We start from the raw sequence: 16174 nt of genomic DNA, 5'->3' as shown, positions 1-16174 counted from the left end.
GGCTCACCCCGTGGGAGTATCACCAACGGTCAGTAGAGGGCCAAACCCTGAACAGAACTAACTCATAAGCTCGGCCTCTCTGCGGAGCAGGTCAGTGCCAGCTGCTTCGGAACGCTCCCGGCGCAGACGGCCCAGACCGTCAGACCTGGATCGTCATGCTATCGATCGTCTCCATGTCAGTGTGCATGAAGATCACCGACACGCCCTGATCCGCGAAGACGACATCGAGGTTCACCTCGGTCATATGGGATCTGGCTTCCGCCGCATCCGCGTAGCCGAAGCCGAGGAACGACGCGGTATCGAAGGCATCCACCTCGAGCACCCGGTCGCGTCCGGCATCCTCGCGCTCGAAGATGAAGTCATCAGCCAGAAGGCTGCCGCTCATCAGGTCGTCGCCTGGACCACCGTCATAAGTGTCGCCCTCGGTCGCCGCCATGTAGGCTGCGAACGCCTCGGCCGTCTTGGCCACGAACTCCGGACTCTGGGCGAAGCCCTCCACCACTTCCTCGCGGCTCGCGCCCTCGGAGAGAAGCTGGAGCCAGTTCGCGAGACCCGTCGCATCGGGATCACGGTCGAGCACGTTGTTATAGAGCAGAGTCACGAAAGCCTCGTCGTCGAGCGCCCCGTAGGTGGCCTGGAACTCGGGGCTGTTTACGAAGCCCGACGCCACGTCGAGGTAGGATGTGCCCATGCCCCTCTCTGTTGACCAGTTGGTCAGGCCGACCACATCGGGCTCGCGATCGAGGGTTGCCTCGTAGAGGCGATAGACATCATCCGCGAAAGGCGCCGCAATCCCCGCGAGGACATAGGCGCTGGCCGAATCGTTTGTCTGCGCGATATATTCCGAGCTCTGAGAAAAGCCCCGGACGACCTCCTCGCGTGTGGTTCCGGACGCGAGTTGCGACAGCCAGTTCGCCAGACCACCGGCATCCGGGTCGCGATCAAGCACGTTGTTGTATAGCAACGTGACGAAGGCTTCGTCATCCAGCGCGCCGTAGGTGGCCTGGAATTCGGGCGATGCGACGAAGCCGGTGATCACCTGCGTCAAGACCATCGCACCACTCTCGAGCTGGCCAGACCAGTTGTCATATCCCAACGAGTCGGGGATGCGGTCGAGCGTCGCCCCGAAAACCCGGAAGACTTGGGCCCCACTGGTCTGGCCCAGCTCGTCGACCGGTGGGACGCTGCCCCCGATCAGGACGTCGTCGTTCGCCCCGCCCGACAGGATGTCAGCCCCGGGCCCGCCGACCGCGGTGTCGTTGCCAAGGCCGCCGCCGATGATGTCATTCGATTCGAGCCCGAGAATCCGGTCATCGCCTGCGAAGCCGAAGATCCCGTCGAGATCCGGAGTACCTGTCAGATCGTCGGGCTCGAGCGTCCCCATGATGGCCGTCTCATCATCGATGACGTCAAAGTTCGTCGACGCGCTTTCATAGCCCTCGGCAAGCGCCAGGATGGTGGTCGTCTGCAGCCCGTCGAGACGGAAGTCGTCGATCATTGAGAGGCTGACCTCCACTTCGGTTTCGCCATCGGGGATGATCGCGGTCCCCGGCAGCGTCGCGGCCGAGGTGTCCGTGCTGGACAGAACCACGGTCAAGTCGCCGGTCGTTTCCGCGCCGCGGCTGACGGTGACGGTGGCATCCGGGCCGGCTTCCGACTCCATGTTGCGATCAATCGAGACGAAGAGCGGCGCAAGCGCCTCCGCGTCAGCAACCTCGATGACCTCCTCGACCTCCAACGCGAAACTGCCGATGGCCACCGGGTTGCCGGTGCCATCGTCCATGACGAGCGTTCCCGACGGGTTCGACGACGGGTTGGCCGTCATCGCATAGGGGTCGTCTGCGTCCGGATCGAGTTCAAGCACTGCATCCAGAACGCTGCTGTCGCCGGTCGACGCCACGATCCGGAATTCGGAACCCTCCGGCACCGTGAAGGTCAGGTTGCCCGAGCTGTCGATGTTTTCAGCCACCGGGATCAGGGTGCCAAAGCTCTCGTCGTCGCCCTCAACGAGCGGATCTCTTCCGAGCACCAGAACGTAGAGGTCGCTCAGAGACTGGGTCAGATCTGAGAGGCCGAGCGAATAGAGGATGTTCTCGAAGGCGGTGCGATCCCAGGTGCCCGGGGTCAGCCCCTCAAGGCGCAACTGCGTGTCGTTCTCTTCGTTCACGTAGCGGCGGATGTGGTATGCAGGGTTGTGAGTGACGCTGGTGGCGGGCTTGCCGTCGACCGGCGGCTCGGTGATGTTGGCCGGCGTCTTCACAAAGGTTTCGAGGCCGCTCGAGTCGTAATCCATCACCTCGGCCCCGGAGCCCTGCACTGGGTTGATGTGACGGGCACCGAAGGCGTGCGCCCCCTCGTGCGCCACGGTCTCGGCGACCGACAGCATCGCATCGCTGCCATCCATCAGCACGGCGACGATGTTGTTGTCCTCGGTGTTGTACCGGTCGACGCCCTCATAGGCCTGCCCGAGCAGACGGGCGTTGTCGTTGCCGTCGCCGGTGGTGTCGTAACGCAGCTTGGTCGACGTGAACCGCACCGAGTGGTAATCGCCGCTGGTCGGTTGCGTCGACGTGACGTCCATCGCGATGCCGGAGCGGTCGAAGATGTCCTGCACCAGCCCAACGAGCTCGGTTTTCTGGGCTGCGGTAAACACACCGAGCGGCTCGGTTCCGGCACGGGTGGCCGAGGTCTCGCGGGCGTCGAGCCCGAGGAACCCGAGATAGCTGGCATAGGTCACATAGTAGTCGCGCGGGATCGCGGTATCGAAGTCGAGGAAAAGCACCGGCGGCTTTGCAGCCTTGTCTACGATCGCAGTCACGAACTGCAGGCAGTCACCATCGCTCACATGGGTGACGGCCAGGTTGTTGTCGCCGGGGCTCAGCACCGAGGTGATATCATAGGTGTTGATGTCCCAGAGCGCGCCGTCACCGCCCGGAAACTGGTTGGTGCCCAGAAGCGTCGAGTTGATCGTCAGATCGCCGTCGGTGAAACTCTGACCATCGCCGACGAAGAGCGTCAGCGTCGAGCTGCCGCTTTCGTATTCCAGATTTCCAAGGTTGATTGTCGTGATCGAGCCGGACTGGTCGGTCGAGTCGTTGCCGGCAAAAATGGTCACATCGCGATTGTTGGTCGCGTCGCCATCATCGTAGAAGACCACCAGCGAAGCGCCCTGCCCGCCCTCACCCATGCCTTCGATCGTGTAGCTTCCGTCGCCGTTCACGATGTCGCTGACATTGGCAAAGTATCCGACGCTCTGGTCGGAGCCCCAGCACGTGTCCACGGACGTGCCAAGCGTCGTCCCTGTCACGGCGGTTCCGTTCACGGTGATCTGGGTGTCGCTCGACCCGCTGAAGTTCAGCTCTCCCCAGTACAGGAAAGCGAATCTCTGTGATCCGGTCACCCCAGAAACGGTGACGGTGGTATTGCCATCCCTGGCATCGCCATTGCCAAAGGTCGCCCAATCAACGTTCTTCAATTCATACTGTTGCGTAAGCGCTGTCATTGCCCCACTCCTCCAATAAAATTCAGGTCTTTAAATCGACACCGGCCCAAAATCGGCGTCCCCCCTCTGGCCTTCTTCCTCCTCTGTTCCGTCCCTGTTTCCCAATTGCCGATCAGCAGGTTCCGAACTGGTTCCCGCTGAACTCACACCTCTCGGTTGCCAGCCCTCTTTCGATCAGGATCGACGAGAGCAGCGTGCCGTCGGTCGTGTTGCACCAGACGAAATTGTCCGGCCCGGACCCCGAACGGGGCGCCTCGGAAAAGGCGGTACAGCTCAGCTCTCGACCTGACAGGAGGGCGGCAATGGCAGCCCGGCTCGCCTCAGACGCGCTCCGGACATCGGCCATTCCGAGTTCAAGCCGCCCCTCGCAGCAGTCCAGCGTAAATTGGAGAGGCTCGAAACTCACGATGTCCGAGACAGTCCCCTCGAAGAAGCTGGCGACGCGCGCACCGGATGTGCCGCTCGACATGCCGACCGCTTCTGACGGGATGAGGGTTTGCGCACACCCGGCAACAAAAAGCGCTGCGAACTGGCATACGAGTACGGGAGAACCCCGCAATATTCCGCTCAAATCGATCAAGGTGAAATCTCTCCGATCATCAAAGCCGGAAGACGCCCCGTCGCAGACACGGCGCTCTCCGACGTCAAGATGTTAACACATTATGAAGATTCTCAACAGCAGATCTCAGGTTTCGCGTGTCTCACGAAATGCCATTATCAAGAGCCAATCTTGGTCCGCTCGGGCTTCAACCTGGCCAGCGTGATCCCCTTGAAGATCTTCGGGCAATCCTCGCCGAAGAGAACCTTGCCCGGACGCAGATCATAGTCAACGCCCATACGAGGTTCGCATTTCCGAACTCCAACAGGAGAAGGCTCTACTTGAGGAGGAAGCTGTAAGCATGTCGAGCCCGAACCGCTCGCTCGACGAAATGCTCGAACACCCGACGCCCCCTCAAGCCCTTATTTTATAATAGAAAATGGCGATTTCAGCGTGAAAAGGGCAGTACTACGTATGGTGTATTCAGCTCCTATTGGCGTGAGCCGAAAAACCGGCCTTCAAGCCGGAAAAACCACCGCACCTTTCAAAGCGTTAGACTTTGCAAAAAGGCCTCAATGGACAAGTGGTGCGGGCGGCGGGACTCGAACCCGCACGGGCCAGGCCCTAGCGATTTTAAGTCGCTTGTGTCTACCATTCCACCACGCCCGCACGACGCGCCCTGATGCCTCTACCGCTCAGGACGACGACTGACAACGATCTTCCCGCGTGGGATCCTGCGAAATGACCGCGCTGTGCCCTTTCGTCCCGAAGGGCAACCGCCGCCTTTCCTTTCCCGTCGGCGCGCCTCAGGCGCTCGCCCCCGGCGGGCGCGCCAGGCCGTCTTCCTTGACCGCCTGCATCGCCACATAGGTCGAGGTGGTCGAGACATGCGGCAAGGTCGAGATCTTCTCGGCCAGCACCCGGCGATAGCTGCGCATATCGGCGGTGCGTACCTTCAGCAGATAATCGAAATTCCCGGCGATCAGATGCACCTGCTCGATCTCGGGGATCGCCGCCACCGCTGCGTTGAACGCCTCGAGCGAGGCCTCGCGGGTGTCGAGCATGCGCACCTCGACAAAGGCCACGTGATCGAGCCGCAGGCGGATCGGGTCGAGGATCGCCCGGTAGCCACGGATCACCCCAAGCTCCTCGAGCCGGCGCAGCCGCGCCTGCGTGGGGCTTTTTGACAGCCCGATACGACGGGCGAGCTCGGTTATCGAGATTCGCCCTTCGGCTGCTAAGGTGGTCAGAATCGCGCGGTCGAACCGGTCGTATTCTTCGTAGTCGTCTTGCATTGCGTTTCTCGGAATCTTCGGTCGTTTTGATGCGCCTAAAATAGCTCTTAAGGCAAATTGACTTCACGAACCACTCTATCCTGGCAAAAATCACCGGAGACGCCCAATGCCCAAGGACATCGCCCCCGATCTGCGCCATCTGATCGACCACAACACCTATGCCGACGAGGCCGCGACCGTCGCGAAGCTGCGCGAACAGGCGGCACTCTCGCCCGCCGACCGCGGCGAAATCGGTGACCGCGCCGCCAACCTCGTGACCCAGATCCGCGGCAGCACCAAGCCCGGCATGATGGAGGTCTTCCTCGCCGAGTATGGCCTATCGACCGACGAGGGCATCGCGCTGATGTGCCTTGCCGAGGCCCTGCTGCGCGTCCCCGATGCCGAGACCATCGACGCGCTGATCGAGGACAAGATCGCGCCCTCGAACTGGGGCAAGCACATGGGGCGCTCGACCTCGCCGCTGGTCAACGCCTCGACCTGGGCCCTGATGCTCACCGGCAAGGTCCTCGACCCCGAGAAGCGCCCCGGCCCCGCGGGCCACCTGCGCAATGCGATGAAACGCCTCGGCGAACCGGTGATCCGCACCGCCGTGGGCCGCGCCATGAAGGAGATGGGCGCGCAGTTCGTCCTCGGCGAGACCATCGAGAAGGCGATGAAGCGCGGCAGCGCCATGGAGGCCAAGGGCTACACCTACAGCTATGACATGCTGGGAGAGGCCGCCCGCACCGAGGAGGACGCGCTGCGCTACCTCGAGGCCTATTCCAAGGCCATCTCCGCCATTGCAAAAGCCGCCAAGGCCAAGGACATCCGCGACAATCCCGGCATCTCGGTGAAGCTCTCGGCGCTCTATGCGCGCTACGAGGAGGGCCAGTTCGAGCATGTCATGGAGGTGCTGGTGCCGCGCCTGCTGCGGCTCTGCGAAGAAGCCAAGACCGCCGGCATCGGGCTCAACATCGACGCCGAGGAGGCTGACCGCCTGTCGCTGTCGCTCGACGTGATCGGGCGTGCCTTCGCCTCGCCCACGCTTGCCGGCTGGGACGGGTTCGGCGTGGTGGTGCAGGCCTACGGGCTGCGCGCCGCCGAGACCATCGATTGGCTCTACGCGCTGGCCGAGGCGCATGATCGCCGCATCATGGTGCGGCTGGTGAAAGGCGCTTACTGGGACACCGAGATCAAGCGTGCGCAGGTCATGGGCCTTGCGGGGTTCCCGGTCTTCACCGCCAAGACCAATACCGACATCTCCTACATCGCCAATGCCCGCAAGCTCTTGGGCATGACCGACCGGATCTACCCGCAATTCGCCACCCACAACGCCCACACAGTCGCCGCCGTGCTGCACATGGCTGACAACACCGATGCGTTCGAATTCCAGCGCCTGCACGGCATGGGCGAGACGCTGCACGGGCTGGTCAAGACCGATGCGGGCACCCGCTGCCGAATCTACGCGCCCGTGGGCGCGCATCGCGACCTGCTGGCCTATCTGGTGCGGCGCCTGCTCGAGAACGGGGCGAACTCGTCCTTCGTGAACCAGATCGTCGACGAGGACGTGCCGCCGTCTGTGGTTGCCGCCGATCCGTTCGAGGCCGACGATCAGCGCCCCCTCGCCCGCGGGCCAGAGCTGTTCCACCCCGAGCGCGAGAACTCCAAGGGCTTCGATCTGACCCACCGTCCGACGCTGGCCGAGATCGACGCCGCCCGCGCACCGTTCCGCAGTGCGCCGTGGCAGGCCGGACCGATCACCGCTGTCGAGGCTCCGCTCGGCGCGACCGAGACGGTGCCGAACCCGGCCGATCCGTCCGATGAGGTGGGCCAGATCACCTGGGCCAGCCCCGAGACCGTCGCTGCCGCTGCCGAGGCTGCGCAGCCGTGGCAGGCCAGCCCCTCGGACCGGGCCGCGGCCCTGCTCAAGGCCGCCGATCTCTATGAAGCGCATTACGGCGAGATCTTCGCGATGCTGCACCGGGAGGCCGGCAAGACCCAGCTCGACGCCGTGGCCGAGCTGCGCGAGGCGGTTGATTTCCTGCGCTACTACGCCGAGCGCGCCGAGGGGGCCCCGCCGCGCGGGGTGTTTGCCTGCATCTCTCCGTGGAACTTCCCGCTGGCGATCTTCACCGGCCAGATCGCCGCGGCGCTGGCCACCGGCAATGCCGTGCTGGCGAAACCCGCCGAGCAGACCCCGCTGATCGCGTGGCGCGCGGTGCAGCTGCTGCACGAGGCCGGGGTGCCGCGCGAGGCGCTGCAACTGCTGCCCGGTGCCGGCGACGTGGGCGCTGCGCTCACCTCGAACAGCCGCGTCTCGGGCGTCGCCTTCACCGGCTCCACCGAGACTGCGCAGATCATCCACCGCTCGATTGCCGAGCATCTCGACCCCGGCACCCCGCTGATCGCCGAGACTGGCGGGCTCAACGCGATGATCGTCGACAGCACCGCCCTGCCCGAGCAGGCGATCCGCGCCATCGTCGAATCGGCTTTCCAGTCCGCCGGCCAGCGCTGCTCGGCGCTGCGCTGCCTCTACGTGCAGGAAGACATCGCCCCGCATTTCATCGAGATGCTGGAAGGCGCGATGGAGGCGCTGCGCCCAGGCCAGCCGTGGGAGCTGTCGACGGATCTCGGCCCGGTGATCGACGCCGAGGCGCATGACGGCATCCATGCCTATGTCGAGGCCGCCCGCGCCGAGGGCCGGCTGATGAAACAGATCGACGTGCCGCGCGCCGGGCATTTCATCGGGCCGGCGCTGGTCCGGGTCGGCGGCATCGAGGATCTCGAGCGCGAGATCTTCGGCCCGGTGCTTCATCTCGCCACCTTCAAGGCCGACGCACTCGACAAGGTGATCGACGCCATCAACGCCACCGGCTACGGGCTGACCTTCGGGCTGCAGACCCGCATCGACGACCGGGTGCAGCACGTGACCGAGCGCGTCGAGGCCGGCAACCTCTACGTCAACCGCAACCAGATCGGCGCCATCGTCGGCAGCCAGCCGTTCGGCGGCGAGGGGCTCTCGGGCACCGGTCCCAAGGCCGGCGGGCCGCTCTATTGCGATCGCTTCCGGAGACATGCCGCATCCGAGGCCCCCGGCAGCTGGTCCACCGCCGAGCTGCCCGCGCGCCTCGCGGCGGCCATCGACGGGGCAGGCCCCGGCGCGGCACCCAAGCTCACCGAACTGCCCGGGCCGACTGGCGAGGCCAACCAGTACACCAGCTTCGCCCGGCCTCCGGTGCTCTGCCTCGGGCCGGGCTCGGACTGCGCCGCGGCGCAAGCCGAGGCGGTGCGCAAGCTGGGAGGCGTCGCGGTGACCACGCAGGGCAAGCTGGCACCCGAAGCGCTGGCGACGCTGGACGGCCTCTCGGCGGCGCTCTGGTGGGGCGACGAAGCGGAGGCGCGCGCCTACCGCGCCGCGCTCGCCGGGCGAAAAGGGCCGATCCTGAGCCTGATCACCGGCCTGCCCGACACCGGCCACGCCCGCGCCGAGCGCCATGTCTGCATCGACACAACCGCCTCGGGCGGCAACGCCGCACTCCTTGGCGGCAACATGTGAGGCGCGCCGGGCGCGGCCCCCTGCCGCGCCCCGTTTCACCTGCAAGAGCTTGACGCGGCGCGGTTCCGCGCCAAGCTACTGTGCATGTTTCCGATCCGCGATCACAACCCGTCGGGCCGCACGCCCTATGTCACCTACGGGCTGATCGTGGCCAATATCGTGATCTTCATCAGCTACTGGGGCCTGTTTCAGAACCCGCGCGCGCTCAACGCCTTCTTCATCGACTGGGCGCTGATCCCGGCGCTGGTCACCGAGGGCTATGGCTTCAGCGGCCTTCTGACCTCGATGTTCCTGCATGGAGGGCTCACCCACCTTGCCGGCAACATGCTGTTCCTGTTCATCTTCGGCGACAATATCGAGGATGCGCTGGGGCACGTGAAATACCTTGGCTTCTACCTCGCCTCGGGCCTGATCGCGGCGCTGGTGCACTACGTCTCTGCGCCGCTCTCACCGATTCCGACCGTCGGGGCCTCGGGCGCCATCGCCGGGGTCATGGGGGCGTATCTGCTGATGTTCCCCAAGGCCCGCGTCGACATTCTCGTGATCCTGATCGTGATCTTCAAGATCATCCCGGTGCCCGCCTGGATCATGCTCGCCGTGTGGTTCAGCCTGCAGCTCTTCGGCGGCTTCGGCCCCGCCGGAGACGGCTCGGGCGTGGCCTACTGGGCGCATCTGGGCGGCTTCGTCGCCGGCATGGCACTGATCGCGCCCACTTGGCTGCGCCGCGGCGGCCCGGCCTTCTGGAGCCGCACCCACGGCCATCCGCCCCACCCGGCGGGCCGCTACACCGACACCACACGCATTCCAAGAGTAGGACGCAGACGATGACAGAGGCGATGCCCGAGCCCGTAAAGGTCACCTGCCATTGCGGCGCTGTGGAGCTGCGCGTGACCCTGTCCGACGGGCTCAACACCGCCCGCCGCTGCGACTGCTCGTTCTGCCGCCGCCGCGGCGCGCCCGCGGTCTCGGCGCCGCTGGACGGGGTCGCGGTGGTGAAAGGCGCCGACAAGCTCACGCTCTACCAGTTCGGCACGATGACCGCGCAGCACCATTTCTGCTCGGTCTGCGGCATCTACATGTATCACCGGAGGCGCTCGAACCCCAACGAGTACGGGGTCAACATGGGCGCCATCGAAGGTGTGAACCCGGCCGATCACGAGCCCATCGGCTGGTCCGACGGGGTCAACCATCCCTCCGACCGGTAACGCCCGGCCGCGGGCCGGGGATGCCTCCGGCGGGAGTATTTGGGACGTAGAGAAGATGCGGGCGTGGTGCGGGTCGGCAGCGGGTCTACGCGATACGCCGAGATACCGGCGCCAGGCCGCAGGCTTAGGACGCCTCCGGCGGGAGTATTTTCCGACGTAGAGAAGACAAGGGCGCGGCGCGCGTGCCCGGCGTCAGACCTCGCGGATGATCTTGGCGAAGCCGTCGAAGATCGCGTTGTTGGCGCAGAGCAGCGAGCCGCTCTCGAGCGGATCCTGGCCGGCGCGGACGCCGTCGACCAGAGCACCGGCCTCGAGCGCGATCAGGTAGCCGGCGGCGATGTCCCAGAGCTTCAGCTCGCGCTCCCAGTAGCCGTCAAAGCGGCCGGCGGCGACATAGGCCAAATCCAGCGAAGCGGCACCCCAGCGGCGCACGCCGGCGCATTCCGGCATCAGCTTGGCGAAATCCTTCAAGGTCGCCGGCAGGGTGTTCTTGGCGGCGTAGGGGATGCCGGTGGCGAAGATCGCCTCGATCATCCGCGAGCGGCCCGACACGCGCAGGCGGCGCGAGTCGTTGAGCCACGCACCGCTGCCCTTCTCGGCGTAGAACATCTCGTCCTTGGCCGGGTCGTAGACCACCGCGGAGACGATCTGGCCCTTGTGCTCGAGCGCGATCGACACCCCCCAATGCGGCAGGCCGTGCAGGAAGTTGGTGGTGCCGTCGAGCGGATCGACGATCCAGCGCCGCGTCGGATCTGCGCCATCCTGCGCGCCCCCCTCCTCGGCCAGCCAGCCATAGGTCGGCCGGGCGCCCAGAAGCTCCTCCTTGAGGATGGTCTCGGAGGCGATGTCGGCGCGGCTGACGAAGTCGCCTGCACCCTTCATCGAGACCTGCAGGTTCTCGACTTCGCGGAAATCCTTGACCAGCGAGCGGCCCGCCTTGCGCGCCGCCTTGATCATGATGTTGAGATTTGCACTGCCCTGCATGGTCGGATTCCCGGAAATGGTTCAGGCCGCGCGTATACGCGGCCTGTCGGAATTTGCCAAGGGGCGCGGCGCCAGTTGGTGAGCCTCAGTTGATGACCACGCCCTTTTCGCCCTCGGGGGCGTAGGCGCGCGGCAGGTAGCTGTTCTGCGTCGCCACGACCGGGCGCGGAGCCGAGACCGGGTTGTAATAGGTGCCCGCCGTCGGCACACCGCAACAGATCACCCCGCCCACGATCACCGGCTGCTTGCCGGCCGGACAGTAATTTGCCGCCGGATAGGCCTGAATCAGCGGCTGGCGGCTGGCATCGGCGGTGGCGTCGCCCTTGTAGGCATCGTCCCAGGCCAGCGCCTGCGAGGCGGAAATCGACAGCGCGGCGGCTGCAGCGAGAAAGGTGAAGGCGCGCATCTGGTCCCCCGTAAACCGGATTGGTGAAAATTATCTCTTCAAATCAGGGTATCAGCGCCCCGGACCGAGTCAAACATCTTGGCGAAAATAAGGCGCACGCGGCTCGGCAAGGCGCAATTCCCGAACAATCCCGATCAAGACGCGGAACTGTTCGCAAACCCTGTCACTTCTTCAGCAGCCGGTCCGCCCGCTTGCGCACCAGCACGCTGCGCAGATCGTGCATCGCCAGAAGCAACGCGTCGGTGACCTCGTCGAGCTGCGCGTCGCTGGCCTTGGACTGGGCCCATTGCGTCGTGAGGTTCAGCCCGTCGATGGCGCGGTGGATGTCGTCCATGTCGCGCATCTCGAGAAGCGCCTGCCGGTCGGTCATCCAGCGACGGATCGCGCTCAGGTCGGCATCGCTGAGCACCCGGTCGCCATGCGGCTTGATCTCGCCGCGGTTGACGTTGACCACGGCGATCTGGTCCATCTCGATGCGGCGCTGGCGGTTCTCGGTATCGACCCGGAACACCGTCGCGCCGTTCTCGCGAACGCGGAAATAGTAGTCGGGCAGATCGCTCATCCACGCGCCTCCGTCTCGTCCATCACTCGCCACAGCGAGCCATCCTCATCCACCAGCGCGAACATGCGTGGCGCATGCTCGAGCCTGAAGATGCCGGTCAGGCGCGGCACCGAGGTCGCATCGACCGGCAGGCCGGCCTGCGAGAACCGGGCGTGCAGCGCCTCGAGGTCGTCGCAACGCAGGCAAGCCGAGAACCAGCTCTCGCGCGGGTCGAGCCCGGGATGCGGGAAGAACTCCACCTGCGTGTCGCCGAAGCCGAGGATCATCCAGCCCTCGTTGCGAAACCGGGTCTCGAACCCGAGCCTCGCGTAGAATGCCTCGGTCGCGCCGAAATCCCGCGACGGCAGGTTGGCCGTGACCACTGCCCTCATGCGAGACCGGCGCAGAACGCCGCGATCCGGTCGCAGGCCTTTTCCAGGTTCTCGTCCGACGTGGCATAGGAGATGCGGAAGTTCGGGCTCAGACCGAAGGCCGCGCCGAACACCACCGCGACGCCGTTCTCTTCCAGCAGCGCGGTGCTGAACGCCTCGTCGCTGTCGATGAGCGCGCCGCCCGCCGAGGTCTTGCCCAGCAGCCCCTCGATCGAGGGGTAGACGTAGAACGCGCCCTCGGGGACCGGGCAGGTGATGCCGTCGATCGCGTTGAGCCGCGAAACCACGAGATCGCGGCGGCGCTTGAACGCCTCGGCGCGCGGGGCGAGGTAATCCTGCGGGCCGTTGAGGGCCTCCACCGCCGCCCACTGGCTGATCGAGCAGGGGTTGGTGGTCGATTGCGACTGGACCTTGCGCATCGCGGCGATGAGCTCGACCGGGCCGCCGGCATACCCGATGCGCCAGCCGGTCATGGCATAAGCCTTGGAGACGCCGTTGCAGGTCAGCGTGCGTTCGTAGAGCGCCGGCTCGACCTGCGCGGGCGTGCAGAATTCGAACCCGTCATAGGCGAGGTGCTCGTACATGTCGTCGGTCATCACCCAGACATGCGGGTGACGCATCAGCACCTCGGTGAGCGCTTTCAGTTCGTCCCGGGAGTAGCCCGCGCCGGTGGGGTTCGAGGGCGAGTTGAACAGGAACCACTTGGTCTTCGGCGTGATCGCCGCCTCGAGCAGTTCGGGCGTGATCTTGTAGCCGAGCTCGGGCTTGCCCTCGATGATCACCGGAGTGCCCTGCCCCAGGAGCACCATGTCGGGATAGCTCACCCAGTAGGGCGCCGGAATGATCACCTCGTCGCCTGGGTTCAGCGTCGCCATGAAGGCATTGTAGAGCACCTGCTTGCCGCCGGTGCTGACGCTGATCTGCGCCGGCGCGTAGTCGAGCCCGTTCTCGCGCTTGAACTTGGCGCAGATCGCCTGCTTCAGCTCGGCGATGCCGTCGGGCGCGGTGTATTTCGTTTTTCCCGCATGGATGGCCGCAATCGCGGCCTCCTTGATGTTCTCAGGCGTGTCAAAATCGGGTTCGCCGGCGCCGAGTCCGATCACGTCCTTGCCCTGAGCCTTGAGCTCGGCGGCAAGCTGGGTCACCGCCACGGTGGGCGAGGGTTTGACGCGGGCGAGGGTGTCGGAGAGGAAAGCCATGGGGCACCGTTTGTATTGAGATCAGGACTGTCATAGGGTGCGCCCAGCACCCGTTCAAGCGGCATCCGCCGCAAGGTCAGCGGCCCCCGAGGGCCGGGAGGAGCGCAGAATGAACGACACCACCGACTGGTATGGCCCCGACGCCGCCACCTTTGGCGACCGCATTGCCGCCGCCCGCGAGGCTGCCGGCATGGGGCAGGAGAAACTGGCCCGCCGCCTCGGCGTGAAGCTCAAGACGCTGCATGGCTGGGAAAACGACCTTGCCGAGCCGCGCGCCAACAAGCTGCAGATGCTCGCCGGGCTGCTCAACGTGTCGATCGTGTGGTTGCTCACCGGCGAAGGCGAGGGCATATCCGGCCCGGAAGAGACCGAGGCCGCCCTGCCCGCCGATGTGAACGACGCGCTGCTGGAGATCCGCGCCCTCAAAACCCAGATGCAGACCGCCGGCGACCGGCTCGGCCGGCTGGAAAAGACCCTGCGCCAGCTGCTCAAGGAGGACGCATGACCGAGACCCCGGAAAACCGCCTGAAGAGGCTGACCATGCGGTCGATGCGCCGTGGCATCAAGGAGATGGACATCATCCTGATGCGCTATGCCGATGCCCGGCTCGCGGCAATGGACGCCGCGCAGCTCGACGCCTACGAGGCGCTGCTCGAGGAGAACGACCAGGATCTCTACCAGTGGGTCTCGGGCCAGCGCCCGGCCCCGGAGGCGCTGCGGCCGCTGATCACCGATATCTCGCAGGTCGCCTGCAATCCCTGAGGTCGGGACGGTTTTTCATGTCTTTGGCGTGATTTAACCGATTGTTGGTGTTTTTCCCGCAAACCTGCCTGTCACAAGGAACAGGCGGAGACGGTGATGAGCATTCATGCCTCCATGGGGAAGAAGCCGCTCAGCGGCTACATGACCGGCTATCTTGAGACGCTGTCGCTCGTGGAACGCCTGCACCGGCTTCTGCTCGATGTCATAAAGGACGAATTCGAGCGCACGGGCCTGCTCGACATCAACGCGGTGCAGGCCCTTCTGCTCTACAACATCGGCGACAACGAAGTGACCGCGGGCGAGCTGAAATCGCGCGGCTACTATCAGGGCAGCAATGTCAGCTACAATCTCAAGAAACTGGTCGAGATGGGCTACATGCATCACCAGCGCTGCGAGATTGATCGCCGCTCGGTGCGGGTTCGGCTGACCGCCAAGGGACGCGACGTGCGCGACATGGTGCAAACCCTGTTCGAGCGGCATTCAGAAGGGCTCGAGGGGCGCAACGTCATCGATCTCGACGGGCTCGACCACATCAACACATCCCTGCGCCGGCTCGAACGGTTCTGGACCGACCAGATCCGGTACATTTACTAGCGACCGGCGCAGTCTCCACCGCCGCCAAGGCCGCCTAGCGCAACTCCGGCCGGTCACCGGCCTGTCCCTCCAGCCCACCGATGATCATGTCGTTGAGTTCGCGGAAGAGCTTCAGCGTCATCGCACGGCGGAAATCGCTGTAGCCCTGCGCGACCTCCACGAAAGCGCCCGGCCCGTGCGCCACCTCGCCGCGGAAGTACTCCACCACCCGCGGATCGGAGCCCAGCACTGCCAGCCCGTTCACCGTTACTTCTCCGAAGGGAAAGTGCAGATAGGCCTGCTGCGGGCGGAAGCCGTCATTGGTGATGCCATCGCCCGAGACATCGATCACCCGCCGCGCGCAGACCGGGGCACGGTCGAGCATGGCCGATCCATACCCCAGCGCATAGCCCATCGCGGTGGGAAAACGGTTGTGGCTGCGTGGCGCGGCAAGGATCTGCCCGATCGCCTGATCAAGCGTCGGCTTGTCGCCGAGCACCGTCCAGTCGAGCACGACGGTCGACTGCCGCCGCCCGCTCCACTCGTAGACCCCGAGCGCAACGCGCCCGTCGCCCTCGAGGATCGAGCGCGCGATGTCGGGATCGGCCAGTGCCGCGGCCAACCCCTCCTTCTGCAGGCGGTACTCCTCCTCGTCCACCGAGGAGGAGACATCGAGCGCCAACAAGAGCGCCAGCCGACAGCCCTCCGCCACGGCTGCCCCGCTCCAGAGCGTGAGCCCCAGAGCGGCCGCGGCCGCGAGACGAAGGGCCGCCGCGCTTACCAATGGCCCGTGTTTTCCATGCTGGCCCAGGGCTCCTGCGGCTCAAGCGCGTCGCCCTCCTGCAGCAGCTCGATCGAGATGTTGTCGGGCGAACGCACGAAGGCCATGTGCCCGTCCCGCGGGGGGCGGTTGATGGTCACGCCGTTGTCCATCAGCGTCTGGCACATCTCGTAGAGGTTCGGCACCGTATAGGCGAGATGGCCGAAATGGCGCGAATCCGAGGGCAGGCCATCGTCGCCATCCCAGTTGTAGGTCAGTTCCACGTCGGCGGTGCCGTCCGCCTGATCCGGCGGGCACAGGAAGACCAGGGTGAAGCGGCCCTTCTCGCTTTCGGTGCGGCGGCGCTCGACGAGACCCAAGAGCTTGTAGAACGCGATCGACGCGTCGAGGTCCTTCACCCGGACCATGGTGTGCAGATACTTGATGCCCATGGGGCATGCTCCTTCTTTCCAGTTCTTGCC

16 protein-coding genes and 1 tRNA gene are annotated in these 16174 nt (G+C 65.3%); 6 read left to right on the top strand and 11 right to left on the bottom strand.

The genetic code is table 11. From position 1 onward, the window contains the following. Positions 1-139: 139 nt before the first annotated feature. From R2601_RS11145 to R2601_RS11130, 4 genes are all read right to left on the bottom strand, one after another. Positions 140-3502 (bottom strand): DUF4214 domain-containing protein, encoded by a 3363-nt coding sequence (locus tag R2601_RS11145; protein WP_007798069.1) that lies wholly within the window; start codon positions 3500-3502, stop codon positions 140-142. Between the two features lie 112 nt (positions 3503-3614). After that, positions 3615-3971: a hypothetical protein gene (locus R2601_RS11140; RefSeq protein ID WP_007798067.1), complete on the bottom strand. Its 357-nt coding sequence runs from the start codon at positions 3969-3971 to the stop codon at positions 3615-3617. 653 nt (positions 3972-4624) lie between these two features. Beyond that, positions 4625-4709 (bottom strand) — tRNA-Leu (locus R2601_RS11135). Between the two features lie 137 nt (positions 4710-4846). After that, positions 4847-5335 (bottom strand): Lrp/AsnC family transcriptional regulator, encoded by a 489-nt coding sequence (locus tag R2601_RS11130; protein WP_007798062.1) that lies wholly within the window; start codon positions 5333-5335, stop codon positions 4847-4849. A 106-nt stretch (positions 5336-5441) separates the two neighbouring features. On the opposite strand from R2601_RS11130, the gene putA reads away from it, so the two are divergent. From putA to R2601_RS11115, 3 genes are all read left to right on the top strand, one after another. Continuing rightward, positions 5442-8870 carry a bifunctional proline dehydrogenase/L-glutamate gamma-semialdehyde dehydrogenase PutA gene (putA, locus tag R2601_RS11125; protein ID WP_007798059.1) on the top strand — a complete coding sequence of 1143 codons (3429 nt, stop codon included), beginning with the start codon at positions 5442-5444 and terminating at the stop codon, positions 8868-8870. Positions 8871-8954: 84 nt separating this feature from the next. Then, positions 8955-9698, top strand: a complete 744-nt coding sequence (locus R2601_RS11120) for a rhomboid family intramembrane serine protease (RefSeq protein WP_007798056.1) — start codon at positions 8955-8957, stop codon at positions 9696-9698. An 8-nt stretch (positions 9699-9706) separates the two neighbouring features. Next, positions 9707-10075, top strand: coding sequence for a GFA family protein (locus tag R2601_RS11115; protein ID WP_040545317.1), 369 nt, complete (start codon positions 9707-9709; stop codon positions 10073-10075). A 192-nt stretch (positions 10076-10267) separates the two neighbouring features. Here R2601_RS11115 and R2601_RS11110 read toward each other — a convergent pair whose 3' ends face one another. The 5 genes from R2601_RS11110 to R2601_RS11090 form a co-directional block, all read right to left on the bottom strand. Continuing rightward, complete coding sequence (locus R2601_RS11110) at positions 10268-11059, bottom strand: inositol monophosphatase family protein (protein WP_007798052.1); 792 nt, start codon at positions 11057-11059, stop codon at positions 10268-10270. Positions 11060-11144: 85 nt separating this feature from the next. Further along, on the bottom strand, positions 11145-11465 hold the full coding sequence (locus R2601_RS11105; protein WP_007798048.1) for a hypothetical protein: 321 nt from the start codon (positions 11463-11465) through the stop codon (positions 11145-11147). A 163-nt stretch (positions 11466-11628) separates the two neighbouring features. Continuing rightward, positions 11629-12027, bottom strand: coding sequence for a hypothetical protein (locus tag R2601_RS11100; RefSeq protein ID WP_007798047.1), 399 nt, complete (start codon positions 12025-12027; stop codon positions 11629-11631). Next, entirely contained in the window at positions 12024-12398 is a 375-nt protein-coding gene (locus R2601_RS11095) for a bleomycin resistance protein (RefSeq protein WP_040544617.1), read from the bottom strand. Before R2601_RS11095 ends, R2601_RS11100 begins: the two co-directional genes overlap by 4 nt. Beyond that, positions 12395-13597, bottom strand: coding sequence for a pyridoxal phosphate-dependent aminotransferase (locus tag R2601_RS11090; RefSeq protein ID WP_007798038.1), 1203 nt, complete (start codon positions 13595-13597; stop codon positions 12395-12397). Before R2601_RS11090 ends, R2601_RS11095 begins: the two co-directional genes overlap by 4 nt. Before the next feature lie 109 nt (positions 13598-13706). Here R2601_RS11090 and R2601_RS11085 point away from each other — a divergent pair, with 109 nt between their 5' ends. From R2601_RS11085 to R2601_RS11075, 3 genes are all read left to right on the top strand, one after another. After that, positions 13707-14102, top strand: a complete 396-nt coding sequence (locus R2601_RS11085; protein ID WP_007798036.1) for a helix-turn-helix domain-containing protein — start codon at positions 13707-13709, stop codon at positions 14100-14102. Next, the gene (locus R2601_RS11080; RefSeq protein ID WP_007798034.1) at positions 14099-14359 is read left to right on the top strand and encodes a succinate dehydrogenase assembly factor 2; all 261 of its coding nucleotides are present in this window, start codon (positions 14099-14101) and stop codon (positions 14357-14359) included. Before R2601_RS11085 ends, R2601_RS11080 begins: the two co-directional genes overlap by 4 nt. A 96-nt stretch (positions 14360-14455) precedes the next feature. Then, complete coding sequence (locus tag R2601_RS11075; RefSeq protein WP_007798032.1) at positions 14456-14953, top strand: MarR family winged helix-turn-helix transcriptional regulator; 498 nt, start codon at positions 14456-14458, stop codon at positions 14951-14953. 34 nt (positions 14954-14987) lie between these two features. On the opposite strand, the gene R2601_RS11070 is transcribed toward R2601_RS11075, so the two are convergent. Both R2601_RS11070 and R2601_RS11065 read right to left on the bottom strand, forming a co-directional pair. Next, the gene (locus R2601_RS11070) at positions 14988-15716 is read right to left on the bottom strand and encodes a DUF1194 domain-containing protein (protein ID WP_007798029.1); all 729 of its coding nucleotides are present in this window, start codon (positions 15714-15716) and stop codon (positions 14988-14990) included. Then, the gene (locus R2601_RS11065; protein ID WP_007798026.1) at positions 15710-16144 is read right to left on the bottom strand and encodes a VOC family protein; all 435 of its coding nucleotides are present in this window, start codon (positions 16142-16144) and stop codon (positions 15710-15712) included. Before R2601_RS11065 ends, R2601_RS11070 begins: the two co-directional genes overlap by 7 nt. Between the last annotated feature and the right edge of the window lie 30 nt (positions 16145-16174).

The sequence above is a fragment of the Salipiger bermudensis HTCC2601 genome (assembly GCF_000153725.1).
Classification (GTDB): Bacteria; Pseudomonadota; Alphaproteobacteria; order Rhodobacterales; family Rhodobacteraceae; genus Salipiger; species Salipiger bermudensis.
The sequence above is the reverse complement of the archived record's forward strand: the minus strand, read 5'-3'. Positions and strand labels throughout refer to the sequence as shown.